This window comes from Arthrobacter sp. TJ-266, assembly GCF_058269115.1.
The window spans coordinates 56,951-71,576 of record NZ_JBZCNC010000002.1 but is presented as its reverse complement, the minus strand read 5'-3'; the positions used below and the strand labels follow the sequence as shown (position 1 = coordinate 71,576).

General features: G+C 71.9%; 13 protein-coding genes and 1 tRNA gene. 10 read left to right on the top strand and 4 right to left on the bottom strand.

The features are described 5' to 3' along the window. Nucleotide 1: 1 nt before the first annotated feature. Genes thrC through argS form a run of 4 tightly spaced genes read right to left on the bottom strand, consistent with a single transcriptional unit; the run spans nucleotide 2 to nucleotide 5,663 of the window. Complete coding sequence (gene thrC / locus AC4D12_RS05120) at nucleotides 2-1,105, bottom strand: threonine synthase (protein ID WP_490948846.1); 1,104 nt, start codon at nucleotides 1,103-1,105, stop codon at nucleotides 2-4. Then, entirely contained in the window at nucleotides 1,106-2,437 is a 1,332-nt protein-coding gene (locus tag AC4D12_RS05115) for a homoserine dehydrogenase (protein WP_490948845.1), read from the bottom strand. Beyond that, a complete protein-coding gene (gene lysA / locus AC4D12_RS05110; RefSeq protein WP_490948844.1) occupies nucleotides 2,434-4,011 on the bottom strand; it encodes a diaminopimelate decarboxylase in 1,578 nt (525 codons plus the stop codon). The genes AC4D12_RS05115 and lysA overlap by 4 nt, the downstream gene beginning before the upstream one ends. Before the next feature lie 2 nt (nucleotides 4,012-4,013). Further along, the gene (gene argS / locus AC4D12_RS05105; RefSeq protein WP_490948843.1) at nucleotides 4,014-5,663 is read right to left on the bottom strand and encodes an arginine--tRNA ligase; all 1,650 of its coding nucleotides are present in this window, start codon (nucleotides 5,661-5,663) and stop codon (nucleotides 4,014-4,016) included. 242 nt (nucleotides 5,664-5,905) lie between these two features. Between argS and AC4D12_RS05100 the strand changes: the two genes are divergently transcribed. The 10 genes from AC4D12_RS05100 (at nucleotide 5,906) to AC4D12_RS05055 (ending at nucleotide 14,585) form a co-directional block, all read left to right on the top strand. After that, on the top strand, nucleotides 5,906-6,493 hold the full coding sequence (locus tag AC4D12_RS05100; protein WP_490948842.1) for an FMN-binding protein: 588 nt from the start codon (nucleotides 5,906-5,908) through the stop codon (nucleotides 6,491-6,493). A gap of 11 nt (nucleotides 6,494-6,504) precedes the next feature. After that, complete coding sequence (locus AC4D12_RS05095; protein ID WP_490948841.1) at nucleotides 6,505-7,365, top strand: FAD:protein FMN transferase; 861 nt, start codon at nucleotides 6,505-6,507, stop codon at nucleotides 7,363-7,365. Then, on the top strand, nucleotides 7,362-8,879 hold the full coding sequence (locus tag AC4D12_RS05090; RefSeq protein ID WP_490948840.1) for an FAD-dependent oxidoreductase: 1,518 nt from the start codon (nucleotides 7,362-7,364) through the stop codon (nucleotides 8,877-8,879). Before AC4D12_RS05095 ends, AC4D12_RS05090 begins: the two co-directional genes overlap by 4 nt. A 169-nt stretch (nucleotides 8,880-9,048) precedes the next feature. Continuing rightward, nucleotides 9,049-9,121: transfer RNA gene (locus AC4D12_RS05085), tRNA-Arg, on the top strand. A gap of 124 nt (nucleotides 9,122-9,245) precedes the next feature. Then, nucleotides 9,246-9,998, top strand: coding sequence for a DUF4129 domain-containing protein (locus AC4D12_RS05080; protein WP_490948839.1), 753 nt, complete (start codon nucleotides 9,246-9,248; stop codon nucleotides 9,996-9,998). Continuing rightward, nucleotides 9,995-10,438, top strand: coding sequence for a hypothetical protein (locus AC4D12_RS05075; protein WP_490948838.1), 444 nt, complete (start codon nucleotides 9,995-9,997; stop codon nucleotides 10,436-10,438). Before AC4D12_RS05080 ends, AC4D12_RS05075 begins: the two co-directional genes overlap by 4 nt. Nucleotides 10,439-10,536: 98 nt before the next feature. Beyond that, nucleotides 10,537-11,508 (top strand): AAA family ATPase, encoded by a 972-nt coding sequence (locus AC4D12_RS05070; protein ID WP_490948837.1) that lies wholly within the window; start codon nucleotides 10,537-10,539, stop codon nucleotides 11,506-11,508. Next, entirely contained in the window at nucleotides 11,501-12,967 is a 1,467-nt protein-coding gene (locus tag AC4D12_RS05065; protein WP_490948836.1) for a DUF58 domain-containing protein, read from the top strand. Before AC4D12_RS05070 ends, AC4D12_RS05065 begins: the two co-directional genes overlap by 8 nt. Beyond that, entirely contained in the window at nucleotides 12,964-13,545 is a 582-nt protein-coding gene (locus AC4D12_RS05060) for a hypothetical protein (protein WP_490948835.1), read from the top strand. The genes AC4D12_RS05065 and AC4D12_RS05060 overlap by 4 nt, the downstream gene beginning before the upstream one ends. A 56-nt stretch (nucleotides 13,546-13,601) precedes the next feature. After that, a complete protein-coding gene (locus tag AC4D12_RS05055) occupies nucleotides 13,602-14,585 on the top strand; it encodes a helix-turn-helix transcriptional regulator (protein ID WP_490948834.1) in 984 nt (327 codons plus the stop codon). Nucleotides 14,586-14,626 lie beyond the last annotated feature (41 nt).

Sequence of the window (14,626 nt, the reverse complement as noted above, 5' to 3'; positions counted from 1 at the left end):
CTCAGTCCTCGAGACCGAGGGCCGCGGCGACGCTGACGACGTCGAACTCCACCTTCGTGGGCTCGACGTCGGAACCGTCGGCGGTGCGGAGGGCCCACTGGGGGTCCTTCAGGCCGTGGCCCGTCACGGTGATGACGATGGTCTTGCCCGTGGGCACGGCGCCCTCGGCATGCTTCTTGATGAGTCCGGCCACACCGGCGGCGGAGGCGGGCTCCACGAACACGCCCTCGCGGGAGGACAGCCAGCGGTGGGCGTCGAGGATCTCCTCGTCCGTCACCGCCTCGATGAGCCCGCCGGACTCGTCGCGTGCAGCCACGGCGAAGTCCCAGGACGCCGGATTGCCGATGCGGATGGCGGTCGCGATGGTGTCCGGCTCGGTGATCGGGTGGCCCTTGACCAGGGGCGAGGCGCCCTCGGCCTGGAACCCCCACATGATCGGGGTCCGCGTGGCGACGGCCGGCAGTTCGCCGTGGTGCATCGAGGCGTAGGGCGCCGCGTACTCCGTGTAGCCCTTCCAGTACGCGCTGATGTTGCCCGCGTTCCCCACCGGCATGAGGTGGTAGTCGGGAGCGTCGCCGAGCGTGTCCACGACCTCGAACGCGGCCGTCTTCTGGCCCTCGAGGCGCGCGGGGTTGACCGAGTTCACGAGGAACACGGGGTAGGACTCCGCGAGCTTCCGAGCGACATCCAGGCAGTTGTCGAAGTTGCCGTTCACCTGGAGCAGCTGCGCCCCGTGGGCGATCGCCTGGCTGAGCTTGCCCATGGAGATCTTGCCGTCGGGGACGAGGACGGCGCACGTGATCCCGGCCTGCGTGGCGTACGCCGCCGCGGACGCCGAGGTGTTGCCGGTGGAGGCACACACCACGGCCTTGGCCCCGGCGGCCACTGCGGCGGTCATCGCCATGGTCATGCCGCGGTCCTTGAAGGACCCCGTGGGGTTCATGCCCTCGACCTTCAGGTACACGGTGCACCCCGTGAGTTCGGACAGGTGCTGCGCGAGGACCAGCGGCGTACCGCCCTCACCGAGGGTGATGACCTCGGTGGAGTCGCTGACGGGCAGGCGTTCGGCGTACTCGCGGATGACTCCGCGCCACTGGTGTGCCACTTAGATTCCCTCTACTCGGAGGACGGATGAGACGGCGGTGATGACGTCGAGCGCGGCGACCTGCTTCACCGTCGCGGCCAGGGACGCCTCGGGTGCGCGGTGGGTGACGATGCGCAGCTCGGCGGTGGTGCCGCCGTCGGGCCCGCCCTGGTGGATGCGCTGGCGCATGGTCTCGATGGAGACGTCATTCTCTGCGAAGATCTGCGCGATCCGCGCGAGCACGCCGGGCTGATCAGCGACCTGCAGCCCGATGCAGTAGCTGGTGCGCACGGTGTCGATGCTGAGCGGGGGTACGTGGCCGGTGGTGGTCTCGGTACGGCCGGGGCCGCCGAGCACCATGCGGCGCGCCGCACTGACGACGTCGCCCAGGACGGCCGACGCGGTGGGCGTGCCGCCCGCGCCCTGACCGTAGAACATCAGCTCGCCCGCGTTCTCCGCCTCGATGAAGACGGCGTTGAACGCGCCGCGGACGGCCGCGAGGGGGTGGGTACGGGGCAGCAGGGTCGGGTGCACGCGGACTCCGACGCCCGCGGCGCCGTCCTCGCCCGTCAGGATCTCGGCGATGGCCAGCAGCTTGATGACGTAGCCGTCCTCGGCGGCGGCCCTGATGTCGTCCGCCGTGACCGAGGTGATGCCCTCGCAGTGCACGTTCTCGAGGGCGAAGCGCGTGTGGAAGGACAGGGAGGCGAGGATCGCGGCCTTCGCGGCGGCGTCATGGCCCTCGACGTCGGCCGTGGGATCCGCCTCCGCGTAGCCGAGGTCCTGTGCGGCCTTCAGGGCGTCGGCGAAGGAGGCGCCCGTGGAGTCCATCTGGTCCAGGATGTAGTTCGTGGTGCCGTTGACGATCCCCAGCACGCGCGTGATGCGGTCCCCGGAGAGGCTGTCCCGGATGGGCCGGAGGATCGGGATGGCTCCGGCGACCGCGGCCTCGTAGGAGAGCTGCACGCCCGCCTTGTCCGCCTGCTCGTAGAGTTCGGGCCCGTCCTGCGCCAGCAGAGCCTTGTTACCGCTGACGACCGTGGCCCCGTGCTCGATGGCACGGAGGATCAGCGATTTCGCCGGTTCGATGCCGCCCATCAGCTCGATCACGATGTCCGCCCGCTCGACGAGCGCCTCGGCGTCGGTGGTCAGGAGCCCTGCAGGGAGGTCCACCTCGCGCTCGGCGTCGAGGGTGCGAACGGCCACGCCCACGAGGTCGAGCGGCGCCCCGGCGCGGCGGCCGAGGTTCTCGGCGTCCTCGAGGAGGATCCGGGCCACCTGGGAACCGACGTTCCCGCAGCCGAGCAGGGCCACACGCAGCGGCTGGGACGAGGGCGTTGCTGGCACATTCATGCTGTCCGTGAGGCTCCTTGTTCCGGGGCTTGTTCCGAGGCGGTCGCTTCCGGCGCGCCCGGGGCGGGCTCGCGCTGGACGTCCCTGCGGAACAGGTCCTCCTCGGTCTCACCGCGGACGATGAGCCGCGCACGGCCGTCGGCGACCGCCACCACGGGCGGGCGCGTCAGGTAGTTGTAGTTGCTCGAGAGCACCCAGCAGTACGCTCCGGTCCCCGGGACGGCGAGGAGATCGCCGGCGCCGGTGTCCTCCGGGAGGTAGACGTCACGCACCACGATGTCACCGCTCTCGCAATGTTTCCCAACCACGCGCGAGAGGACGGGCTGGGCGTCGGGCGTCCGCGAGGCCAGGACGGCGGAGTAATCCGCGCCGTAGAGCACCGGACGGGCGTTGTCGCTCATCCCGCCGTCCACCGACACATAGCGTCGCGGATGCGTCACGGAGGTGTCGTGCACGGTCTCGGAGCCGTTGGCCGAGGCGTCCACGCGCACGGTCTTGGTGGTGCCGGTCGTGTAGAGCGTGAACGTGGTGGGACCGACGATCGCGCGGCCGGGCTCGATCGAGATGCGCGGCACCCGCAGGTCGAGGTCGCGGCAGGTGTCCCCGACGACCGCCGCCATCGCCCGGGCGATCTCCGCCGCGGGGCGCGGCTCGTCCGCCTCGGTGTAGGCGATCCCGTAGCCTCCCCCGAGGTCCAGCTCCGGGAGCTCGACGCCGTGCCGGTCGCGGACCTCCGCGAGGAACCCGAGGAGCCGCTTCGCGGCGAGCTCGAAGCCCTCGGACTCGAAGATCTGGGACCCGATGTGGCAGTGCACGCCGAGGAGGTTGATGCCCGGGTGGGCCAGGGCGTCCGCGACCGCGCGGGCGGCGGGCGAGGAGCCGCCGTCGTCATTCCCGCCTGAGAGGTCGTGTCCGGGACCCTGCTCCGTGCTGAGCGAGAGTCCGAACTTCTGGTCCTCGTGAGCCGTGGCGATGAACTCGTGCGTGTGCGCGTGGACACCCGGGGTCAGTCGGATCATGACGTTGGCGCGGCGTCCGCGCTCGACGGCGAGGTCGCCGACCAGCGCCACCTCCTGCAGGCTGTCGACGACGATGCGGCCGAGGTCCGCGTCGATGGCCCGCGTGATCTCCGCTGCGGACTTGTTGTTCCCGTGGAGTCCCAGGCGGTTCCCGGGCATGCCTGCGCGCAGGCCGACGGCGAGTTCGCCGCCGGAGCAGGTGTCGAGGCCGAGGCCCTCTTCCCGCACCCAGTGGGCCACCTCGGTGCAGATGAAGGATTTACCTGCGTAGAAGACGTCGACTCCCCCGCACAGCTCACGGAAGGCATCGTTGAACGCGTCGCGGAAGGTGGCGGCGCGGGAGCGGAAGTCCCGCTCGGACATGACGAAGAGCGGCGTGCCGTACTGGGCGGCCAGGTCCTCCACGGAGACGCCGTCGATCGTCAGGACGCCGTCGCTCCTCCGCTCGACGTCCTCCGCCCACAGCTTCCGCTCGAGCTCTGCCGGGTGCTCGGGCACCGTCAACCAGGAGGGCGCCAGGGGCGAGCTCCCCCGCCGCGTCGCTGTCTCGTGCACGGTCACATCCTCTCCGGGGCCGAGACACCGAGCAGCCGGAGGCCGTTGGCGAGGACCTGCTGCGTGGCGTTGTTCAACCACAGGCGTGAACGGTGGACGTCCTCGACCGGGGCATCGCCGATCGGGGACACCCGGCAGGCGTCGTACCAGCGGTGGTAGGTACCCGCGACCACCTCGAGGTGGCGCGCCACCCGGTGTGGCTCGCGGAACGAGGCGGCCTGCGCCACGACGCCGGGGAATTGGCCGAGGGCGGCCAGCAGCTCGCCCTCCGTGGGGTGACCGAGCGACGCGGCGTCGAAGAGGCCGGTGTCGACTCCCGCCGCGACCGCGTTGCGGGCGACGGCGTGCGTGCGGGCGTGGGCGTACTGCACGTAGAACACCGGGTTCTCGTTGGTGCGGCGCGTCAGCAGATCGAGATCGATGTCGATGTTCGAATCCGCCGAGAACCGGCCGAGCGTGTAACGGGCGGCGTCCACACCCACGGCGTCCACCAGGTCCTCGAGGGTCACCACGGTGCCGGCGCGCTTGGACATGCGGACGGGCGCGCCGTCCTTCATGAGGTTCACCATCTGTCCGATCAGCACCTCAACGGTGGCGGGATCGTCACCGAGCGCCGCGGCGGCGGCCTTCAGTCGCGCCACGTACCCGTGGTGGTCGGCGCCCAGCATGATGATGTTCAGGTCGAAGCCACGGCGACGCTTGTTGACGAAGTACCCGATGTCCCCGGCGATGTAGGCGGGCGTGCCGTCGGACTTGATGACCACGCGGTCGCGGTCGTCCCCGAAGTCGGTGGACCTCAGCCACCATGCGCCGTCCTCGAAGAACAGGTTGCCGGAGGTCTTCAGCTGCTCCAGGAGCCCGCCCACGAAGTCGTCCTCGAAGAGCGAGTGCTCGTGGAAGTAGACGTCGAAGTCCACGCCGAAGTCGTGCAGCGACTTCTTGATGTCGGTGAACATGAAATCGACGCCGACGGCTCGGAACCGCTCGACGGCGTCGGCCTCCGTGAGCGCCAGGACGTCGGGCTCCGCGCTGACGACGCGCTGCGCGATGTCCTCGATGTACTGTCCGCCGTAGCCGTCCTCGGGAGCGGGACGGCCTGCGGCGCTCGCGTACAGCGAGCGCGCGAAGCGATCGATCTGCGCGCCGTGGTCGTTGAAGTAGTACTCCCGGACCACCGACGCACCCTGCGACTGCAGGATGCGCGCGAGGGCGTCACCGACGGCGGCCCAGCGGGTACCGCCGATGTGGATGGGGCCGGTCGGGTTCGCCGAGACGAACTCCAGGTTGATCTTCTGTCCGGCGAGCGCCTCGCTGCCGCCGTAGGCGGGGCCGGCCTCGACGATGGTGCGGGCCAGCTCGCCGGCGGCACCGGCGTCGAGCGTGATGTTGAGGAAGCCGGGACCGGCGATGTCCACGCTCTTGACGCCGTCGATGCCCGCCAGGCGGTCGCTCAGGATCTGCGCGAAGTCGCGGGGGTTCATGCCGGCCTTCTTGCCGAGCTGCAGGGCGATGTTGGTGGCCCAGTCCCCGTGCTCCCTGTTCTTCGGCCGCTCCACGCGCACCTCGGAGGGGAGCTCGATGCTGATGTCACCGGCGTCGAGGGCGTCCTGCAGGCATGCGGAAATAGCGGCGGAGAGTTCTTCGGGAGTCACCCGTCAAGCATAGCCGCGGGGCCCCTCAGGCCCCGATTCGGGCGACCGCCGGGCACTCGCCTCCTGGTCGCGTTCCCTCGAGGGGAGGGCCAGGTCACACCCGAGGGGCTGCGCGACCGTCCGGAGCCCCTCGGGGAACGAATCGAGGGTGGAACGGCGATCACCCACGATACGTTGGACCCGCCAGCCCGTCGGAGCGTGTTCCTCGCCCGATCATTTCCCGCGACGCACCAGGAGAACCGATGACGACCACACGGACGACTACACGGACGGCCACGCGCCGGACCACCGATTCCGCGACCACCAGCTCCTTCCCCCTTCACAAGCGGGTGCTGACGGCACTCGCGGCCGTCTCGATCCTCGGAGCGGCCGGGTGCGCCGGCGCCGAAGCGGAAGCGCCCGCCACCGAGACGTCCGCCGACGCCCCTGCGGCGGAGACCAGCGCGGCTGCGCCCGAGACCTCCGCCGCACCCGGCGCCGCCGCATCGAGCGACGCTGCCGCTCCGACCACCGAGGCAGCCGCGGCCGACCAGACCTACACCGACGGCGACTACACGCAGACGGGCGCCTACCAGTCCCCCGCCGGCCCGGAGGAGGTGGGCGTCACCGTGACGCTCGCCGCCGACGTCGTCACCGCCGTCACCGTGGAGCCGATGCCGGACAACCCCACCACCGAGCAGTACCAGGGCCAGTTCGCCGGGGGCATCTCGGACGCGATCGTGGGGCAGAAGCTCGACGACATCACGGTCGACAAGGTGGCCGGCTCCTCACTGACCAGCGGCGGCTTCAACGAGGCCCTCGGCAAGATCAAGAGCGAAGCGCAGATGTAGGAGGTAGGGGCGTGGCGGATTCCTTCAGCTTCGAGGCCATCGGCACCCGCTGGCGCGTGGACACGCGCGACGAGTTGCCGAGGTCGCAGCGGGAGGATCTGTTGCGCCTGGCCGAGGAGTACGACGTCCTCTATTCGCGCTTCCGGCCCGATTCGGGGGTCACGGCGCTCGCGGCGTCGGGCGGGACACTCGCCCTCCCCGGACACGGCGCCGACCTCGGACGCCTGCTGCGCTCGCTGCACGACGCGACCGGGGGTGGGGTCTCCCCCCTCGTCGGGGACGGCCTGGCGGCGCAGGGCTACGACGCCGACTACTCCTTCGTCGCCACGAAGGCTCCTGCTCCGGCGCGCGCCTGGACGGACGTCCTCGACTGGACGGAGGACGGCGTCACGCTGCGCGAGCCGGCCATCCTGGATGTCGGGGCGGCCGGCAAGGGGCAGCTGGTGGATCTGATGCTCCAGCAGCTCGTCGACGCCGGGCACGACGACGTGATCGTCGACGCCAGCGGCGACATGCGGCGCGTGGGGCCAGGGAGCATCTCGGTCGCGCTGGAGCATCCGTACGACCCGACGTCGGCGATCGGCACCGTGCGCCTGGGCACCGGCGCTCTCTGCGCGTCGGCGTCGAACCGCCGCGTCTGGGGAGATGGGCTGCACCACGTGCTCGACGCCCGCACCGGCCACTGTGTGGACACCGTGGTGGCCACCTGGGTCCTGGCGGAGGACGCCATGACCGCGGACGGACTCTGCACGGCCCTCTTCCTCGCGGACCCCGGCGACCTCGCCGCCGACTTCGCCTTCGACTACGTCCTCGTCTACTCGGACGGGCGAGCCCGCTATTCCGCACCCCTCTCAGGAGCACTGTTCCCATGACCGCTGTACTCGACGGCCTGCTGGGCCGCATGACCATGTACCGGTTGACCCTGGTGCTGCTCCTGACCCTCACGGTGGAGGCGTTCGTGCTTTCCTTCGCCGGCCTCTTCGCCTACACGCCCACCGTGCTCGCCGTGGCCCTCGTGGCAGCCGTGGCCGGCACCTTCGTGGGAACACGGCTGATGGCGCTGATCCTCAGGCTCCGGCCCCACGGCGACTCCTCGCTCATCACCGGACTGATCCTCTTCCTGATCATGTTCCCGCAGGGGACCGCCGCCGGCCTCGGCGGTATCCTCGTCGCCGGACTCGCAGCGGGTGCGTCGAAGTACGTCCTGGCCGTCCGGGGTCGCCACATCTTCAACCCCGCCTCCACCGGTGCCGTGGTCGCCACGCTGCTCGGCGTCGGCGTGGCCGGCTGGTGGGTCGCCAACGCCTACATGCTGCCGGTGGTCGCTGTGGGCGCCGCGCTCCTGCTCTACCGGACGCGCAAGGTGTCCATGGGAATCGTCTTCATTGCAGTGGCCGTCGGCATCCTGGTCGTCAACCTCCTGCAGAGCGGGATGACCGTGGGCCCCGCCCTGCAGCTGGTGCTGACGTCCTACCCCGTGCTGTTCCTCATCGGCTTCATGATGACGGAGCCGCTCACGCTCCCGCCGCTGCGGTGGCAGCAGTGGCTGTTCGCGGTGATCGTGGCCGTCGTGTTCGCCCTCCAGATCTCGATCGGCCCGGTGTTCCTCGGTCCCGAGTTCGCGCTCGTGATCGGCAACGCCGTGGCGTTCCTCATGGGTCAGCGGCGCGGCGTGAAGCTGAACTTCGCCGGGTCCCGGCAGCTCACACCCACGAGTACCGAACTGGTCTTCGAGCCCTCCCGCCCCGTGCGCTTCCACTCGGGCCAGTACATGGAGCTCGACCTCCCGCACGGGGGTGCGGACCGCCGCGGCCGGCGCCGCGTCTTCAGCATCACCTCCGCGCCACAGCGGACCGACGCCGTCACCTTCGGCCTGCGCACCTCGGACTCGGGGAGCTCGTTCAAGAAGGCGCTGCTCGCGCTCCCGGAGAACGCACGCATTACCGGCACGCTCGTGGGCGGCGACTTCCGGCTGCCGCGGGACGCCTCCGCTCCCCTGCTGCTGGCCGCGGGCGGCATCGGCGTGACCCCGTTCATCAGCCAGCTCCGTGACCTCGCCAACCGCGCGGAGGAGCGCGACGTCGTCCTCGTCTACGTGGTGCGCAGCGGCGAGGAGATCGCCTTCCGCGACGAGCTGGTGGCACTCGGGACCCGCGTGGTGCTGTTCGTGACCGGCGACGACGCAGCCGACGCTGCGGCCCTGCCGGTCGCCTGGACGTTCGGCGGCACCGTGGCAGGGGCGGACGAACTGCTCGCGGCCGTCCCCGACCTGAAACGACGCAAGGTGCTCGTCTCCGGCTCGCCCTCCTTCATCGCGGGGATCCGCGCGACGGTGCGGAAGGCCGGTGTCTCGCGGGTGCTCACGGACGCGTTCCTGGGCTACTGACCGTCGGGCTGTCCAGCCGTCGGCGGGCCTGCGGCCACGCCCCGACGAAGCGTCTCGTGCCCGTCGACCGCCGGTCGCGTGCCCGTCGCGCGGCTCTCCCGGGTTCTTCCTGACCGGCGCCACCTGCTAAGCTCTTGACGTCCCGCAAGGGCACGGCCGAGCCGTGTCTGCCTTCGTAGCTCAGGGGATAGAGCGTCTGCCTCCGGAGCAGAAGGTCGTAGGTTCGAATCCTATCGAGGGCACAGATCCACCCATCGGGTAGACCGCCGTCGGCCATCAGGCCGGCGGCGGTTTCGTGTTTGGTAGGCTCCACGCCATGCGGCCCCCACCGGGTGGCCACGACCTACCGACGGGGGACACGTGGGGATGGACGGCTCGCGCCGGCATGATCGCCGTGCGGTCGGCCTGCCCGCCCTGCTGACGATCCTCGTGGTGATCACCACGATCCTCGCGGCAGGCCTGCTCGGTGAGTTCACCGCCGACCCCGTGCTCGACGGACCCGTACCCGTGACCGAGCGCACGGTTGCTCCACTCCCCTCGGCGACTCCGACGACCGAACAACCCGCGGAAGCGCAGGACCGTCTGGAGATCGACGGCGGAACGCTCGTGGCGACCGCCCTGGTGATCGTCCTGGCCCTCCTCGCCCTCCTGGTCCGCGTGATCCTGAGCCTGCGCCGGGGCGCGGGTGACCGACGGCGGGACGTCGAGCGGGCGGACCTCCAGCCGGACGGTGTGGCGGCTCGGCTGGAGGAACGGCTGCCGGCCTGGACCGTCACCGCACGCACGGCCCTCGAGGACGACGTCGACACCTCGGACGCCGTCATCCGCTGCTGGCTCGAGCTCGAGCGGTCCTGCGCCGCAGCGGGCGCGGCGAGGCGGCCCACGCAGACGACGTCGGACTTCGCGGCGTCCGTGTCAGCGGCTCTCGCCGTACCCGAGCAGCCCCTCGCGACCCTCACCGTCCTCTACCAGCGGGCGAGATTCGGGCGTACCGGCGCCGGTGAACGCCTGACCACCGATGATCGTGACGCGGCCCTCGCCTGCGTGACGGCACTGTCCGCGGCGCTGGATGCCCGGCGTGCCACGTCGGGCGGACACCCGTCCCGGGAGCGGCCGTGAAGCGCTCCGCGTGGGCGATCACCGGGGCGGCCGTGCTGCTCGCGCTCGTCGCCGTCTGGTTCTTCGGTCTCGGTGCCCCGCACGCCGTGGTCCTCGTGGGTGCCGCGGTCGCCGCCGGCGTCGCCAACGGCCTGCTCGAATCCGTGGACCTGCGGCGCCCTGTCCTCGCGGCGGTCCCGGCGCCGGCCCGCGGCCTCGCCGACGTCCAGGCGCTCGAGTTCTCCCTCACGTCCGGAGAGCCCGGCGCCCGCGCCCTGCTCGAGCTGCACACCGTGGGCAGGCTCCTCGTGGCAGCGAGACCTGACGCGGAGCTGAGCGACCCACTGGTGTCCTTCCTCGCGGCGGCCCGGCCGCCCACGCTCACACACCGGGAGCTGGAGGGATTCCTCCGCGAACTCTCCGCCGCCGGTTCGGGCGGCGAGCGGGTGGGGCGGCCGTGACGCCGCACGAACCACTGGACGGACCGCCCGGAGGGCATCCAGCGCTCCGACCGGCGACCCGCTCGACAGACACCCACCCCGGATCTCCAGGAGTCACGATGACCACCCCACAGCACCACGCCGATACCGCTCGGGCGGGCCGGGAGGTCCTCGACCGCACCGGCACCGTCGTCGTCGGGGTGGAGGGCCCGCTGCGCCTCGCACTGGCGGCCGTGCTGGCGGGCGGCCACGTCCTGTTCGAGGACCTGCCCGGACTGGGGAAGACCCTGGCCGCCAAGACGCTCGCCCAGGCACTCGGCCTGCAGTTCAGCCGCCTCCAGTTCACGCCGGACCTCTTGCCGAGCGACGTCACCGGGAGTTCGATCTTCAACCCCGCCACGCGTGAGTTCGAGTTCAAGCCCGGGCCCGTCTTCGCCAACCTGTTCCTCGCGGACGAGATCAACAGGACGTCCCCGAAGACGCAGTCCGCGCTGCTCGAGGCCATGGCCGAATCGCAGGTCACCGCCGAGGGCACCACCCTGCCGCTGCCGCAGCCCTTCCACGTGTTCGCGACCTCCAACCCGCTCGAGTTCGAAGGTACCTATCCCCTGCCGGAAGCTCAGCTGGACCGCTTCATGGTGCGGCTGCGATTCGGCTACCCGGGCCCCGGCGGCGAGGAGGACATCATCCGACGCCGGATCGCCCGCCGTCGGGACGCGACGCAGGTGGAGAGCGTGACGACCGTGGAGGGCGTGCTGGCACTCCAGGCCGCGGTGGAGACGGTCGACGTCGACGCCGACGTCATCGACTACGCGGTGCGGCTCGCTGCGGCCACGCGCGAGCACCCCGCCGTCGAGGTGGGTGCGTCACCGCGCGGGTCCCAGGCGCTGGTGCTGCTCGGGCGCGCGCTGGCCGTGCTCGACGGCCGGGACTTCGTGCTCCCGGAGGACGCCGTGGAAGGCGCCGTGCCCGTGCTGGCGCACCGGCTCATGCTCACGCCGTCGGCCTGGGCGCAGGGGGTTGCGACCGAGCAGGTGGTGCGCGACGCCCTCGGCAAGGTGCCCGTGCCGTCCACTGCTCCCCGTGCCTGAGCACGGCGCCACGCGGTGGCCGGCAGCGCAGGCCCTCGCCGCCATCCTCGCGTTGCTCTGCCTCGTCGTCGGGCTGGCCGCGGGCCGGCCGGACGTGGCGGCCCTCGCCACCCCGCTGGCCCTCCTCGCCCTCGCCGCCCAGGTGCCGTCGGGGAGGCACCTCGGTGCGCCCCCGGTGATCGGTGCCGAGGGCGGTACCACCGCGGAGGGGGACGTCCGTCTGGTCCTCGCCCCAGCCGAGGGCACGACGCCGACAGCGCGCCGCCTCGTGGCCACGACCCTCGCCACGCCCGGCCTCCGGGGCCCTGCCGACGGGCTCCTCCTGCGCGACGACGAGGAGTGCCCGCTGCTCGTGGAGGCCCCGCCGTCGGGGGAGGTGGCCGTCCTCGCCTACGGCACCGCCGCGCTCGGCGCCGACTTCTCCGACCCCACGCCCTTCGTGCAGGCCCCGCCCGTGCGGGTCGGCATCCTCCCGCCCGTCCGCGCACGGCTCGCCCGCCCGGTGTCGCAGCGGCTGGCCGGCGTCACCGGGAGCCACGTCTCGCACCGCCCGGGTGAGGGCGGGGAGCTGCGGTCGGTGTCACCGCGACAGCCCGGCGATCCGCTGCGGCGCATCGACTGGCGTGCCACGGCACGGCGCTCCACGGATCAGGACCGCCTGATGGTGCGCCGACAGTTCGCCGACGCGGAAGCCTCCGTGTTCCTCGTCGTCGACTCCGGGCAGGATGTCCCGTCGGCCACCGACGACTGGTTCGCGGGCACGCCGCGCCCCTGGGCGGCCGGTTCGCTGCACCTCGCCCGCGTGGCGGCGACGGCGGTGGCGGCCTCCTATCTCTCGGTGGGCGATCGCGTGGGTCTCGACGACCTCTCCGGAACCCGCAGGGCCCTCCGCACCGCCTCCGGGACGCGGCACCTGGAACAGATCAGAGCGCGCTTGACCGGGACGGCGGTGACCCGACGGGCCGGCCGGCGCCGCGATCCCGTGCCCCCGCCAGGTGCCGTGGTGCTCGTGTTCTCCGCGTTCCTCGACGATGAGGCCGCGCGGCTGCTCCACCTGTGGCACGCGCAGGGCTTCCTCGTGGTGGGCGTCGACTGCCTGCCGGCCCTGGTGCGCTCGGAGTCCTCGCCGGCGCAGGCCGGAGCGGTGCGCCTCACGCTGCTCCGCAGATCGCTGGGACTCGAGGCCCTGCGTCGCGACGGCGTCGCCGTGCTCACGGCGGGCGGTCGTGGAGCGGGCGGCGGCGAAGCGGGCAGTGGAACGGGTACTGGGTCGCCTGGCATCACCGGGGCCGACGACGCGGGGCCCGGCGCTTCGGCGGACCACCCTGCGCGCGTGGGCGGGGACCTCGTGGAGGGCCTGCTGCTCCTCACCCGGACGGCTCGACGTCGGGCCGGTCAGGGTAGAGCCCGCCCTGCCTCGACCGGCACGGTCCGCCCTGCGGGGAAGGGCACGCCATGACCTCACGTTCCGGCCACCGGATCGCCTGGCTCCGTGGGCGGCTGCCTGCCGCGCGGCCCGTGGAGGATGCCGTGCACCGGGTGCGCCCGGACCGGAGCGGACTCGTCCCGCTGATCGTGCTCCGCCTTCTGGCCGCGCTCGTCGCCCTCCTGCTCGGGGTGATCGTCTGGAACGGGTCGGCATGGATCGCAGCCCCCCTCCTCCTCGTGATGGCCGCCGCCTTCCTCCCCTCGCTCGGTCTGGTGACGCTCGCCCTGCTGCTCCTGGTGGTCTCCTACGCGGTCAACATGCCGGCCGGATCCTTTTGGCTGCTCGCCTTCGTGGCAGGGCTGCACGCGGTCTTCGTGCTGTACCTGCTCCTGCTGCACCTGCCGATGAGGGGCTGGGTCAGCGTCGCGGCCCTGGTGGAACTCGCGCGCAGCTTCCTGCGCATCCAGCTCGTCGCGCAGCCCGTGGCGCTGCTCGCGCTCCTCGTCGACGACGCCGGGTCGAGCCTGGCCGCGGTGATCGTCGGCGTCGCATCGCTCGCGGGGTGGGCGCTGTGGCTGGTGGGTGCGGGGCGCACCCCGCGGACCTGACGCAGGACCGGGCACTGCGGACCGGTCCTGTCCGCATGCGGCCGTACGCTGGCGGCATGATCGAGACCTCGGCGCGCCTGCTGCATCTCCTCTCGCTCCTGCAGATGCGGCGGGAGTGGACGGGGCCGGGGCTCGCGCAGCGCATGGGGGTCACCGAGCGGACCGTGCGGCGTGACATCGGCAAGCTCCGGACGCTTGGCTACCCCATCAACGCCTCCCCCGGGATCGCCGGCGGCTACCAGCTGGGCGCGGGCGCCCAGCTCCCCCCGCTCCTGCTGGACGACGACGAGGCGCTCGCCGTAGCCATCGGCCTGACGGCCGTCACCGCGAGTCCCGTCTCCGGCGTGGGTGAGGCATCGGTCCGCGCCCTCACGAAGCTCGAGCAGGTGCTGCCGCCCAGGCTGCGGCCGCGCTTCTCCGGGTTGCGATCCGCCGTGACGCGCATGGCGGCGGCGAGCACGCCGGTCAACCCCGAGATCCTGACCGGTTTCTCGGCGGCCATCACGGAGCGGCGCTGCGTCGCCTTCCGCTACGACCGCCACGACGGCGAGTCCTCCCGCAGGGTCGTGGAGCCGTACCGCCTCGTGGACACCGGCAGGCGCTGGTACCTCGTGGCCTACGACCGCTCGCGCGAGGACTGGCGCACCTTCCGGGTGGACCGCTGCCAGAGCGTGCCGGTGGCCCGCGAGCGCTTCCTACCGCGGCCGCTCCCGGCGGCGGACCTCGCCGCCTACGTGCAGAGGTCCATCACGCGCTCGCCCTACGGGTACGACGCCGTGATCCGCTTCCACGCCCCGCTCGAGGAGTTGCAGGCCCGGGTGCCGCCGAACACGGGCACACTCGAGGCCGACGGCGAGAACCACACCGTGCTGAGGGCGGGGTTCGACTCCCTCGACTTCCCGCTGGCGTACGTCGCCGCCTGGGACATCGACTTCGAGGTGCTCGAGCCGCCCGAGATGCGGGAGCGTGCCGTCGTCCTCGCCGATCGCCTCCGACGGTCCGGGGCGGGGACACCTTTGCAGGCGCCCGGCTCCGACTGAGCACCGGGACCACCCTGCCGGGAGCAACTAGACTGGCAGGC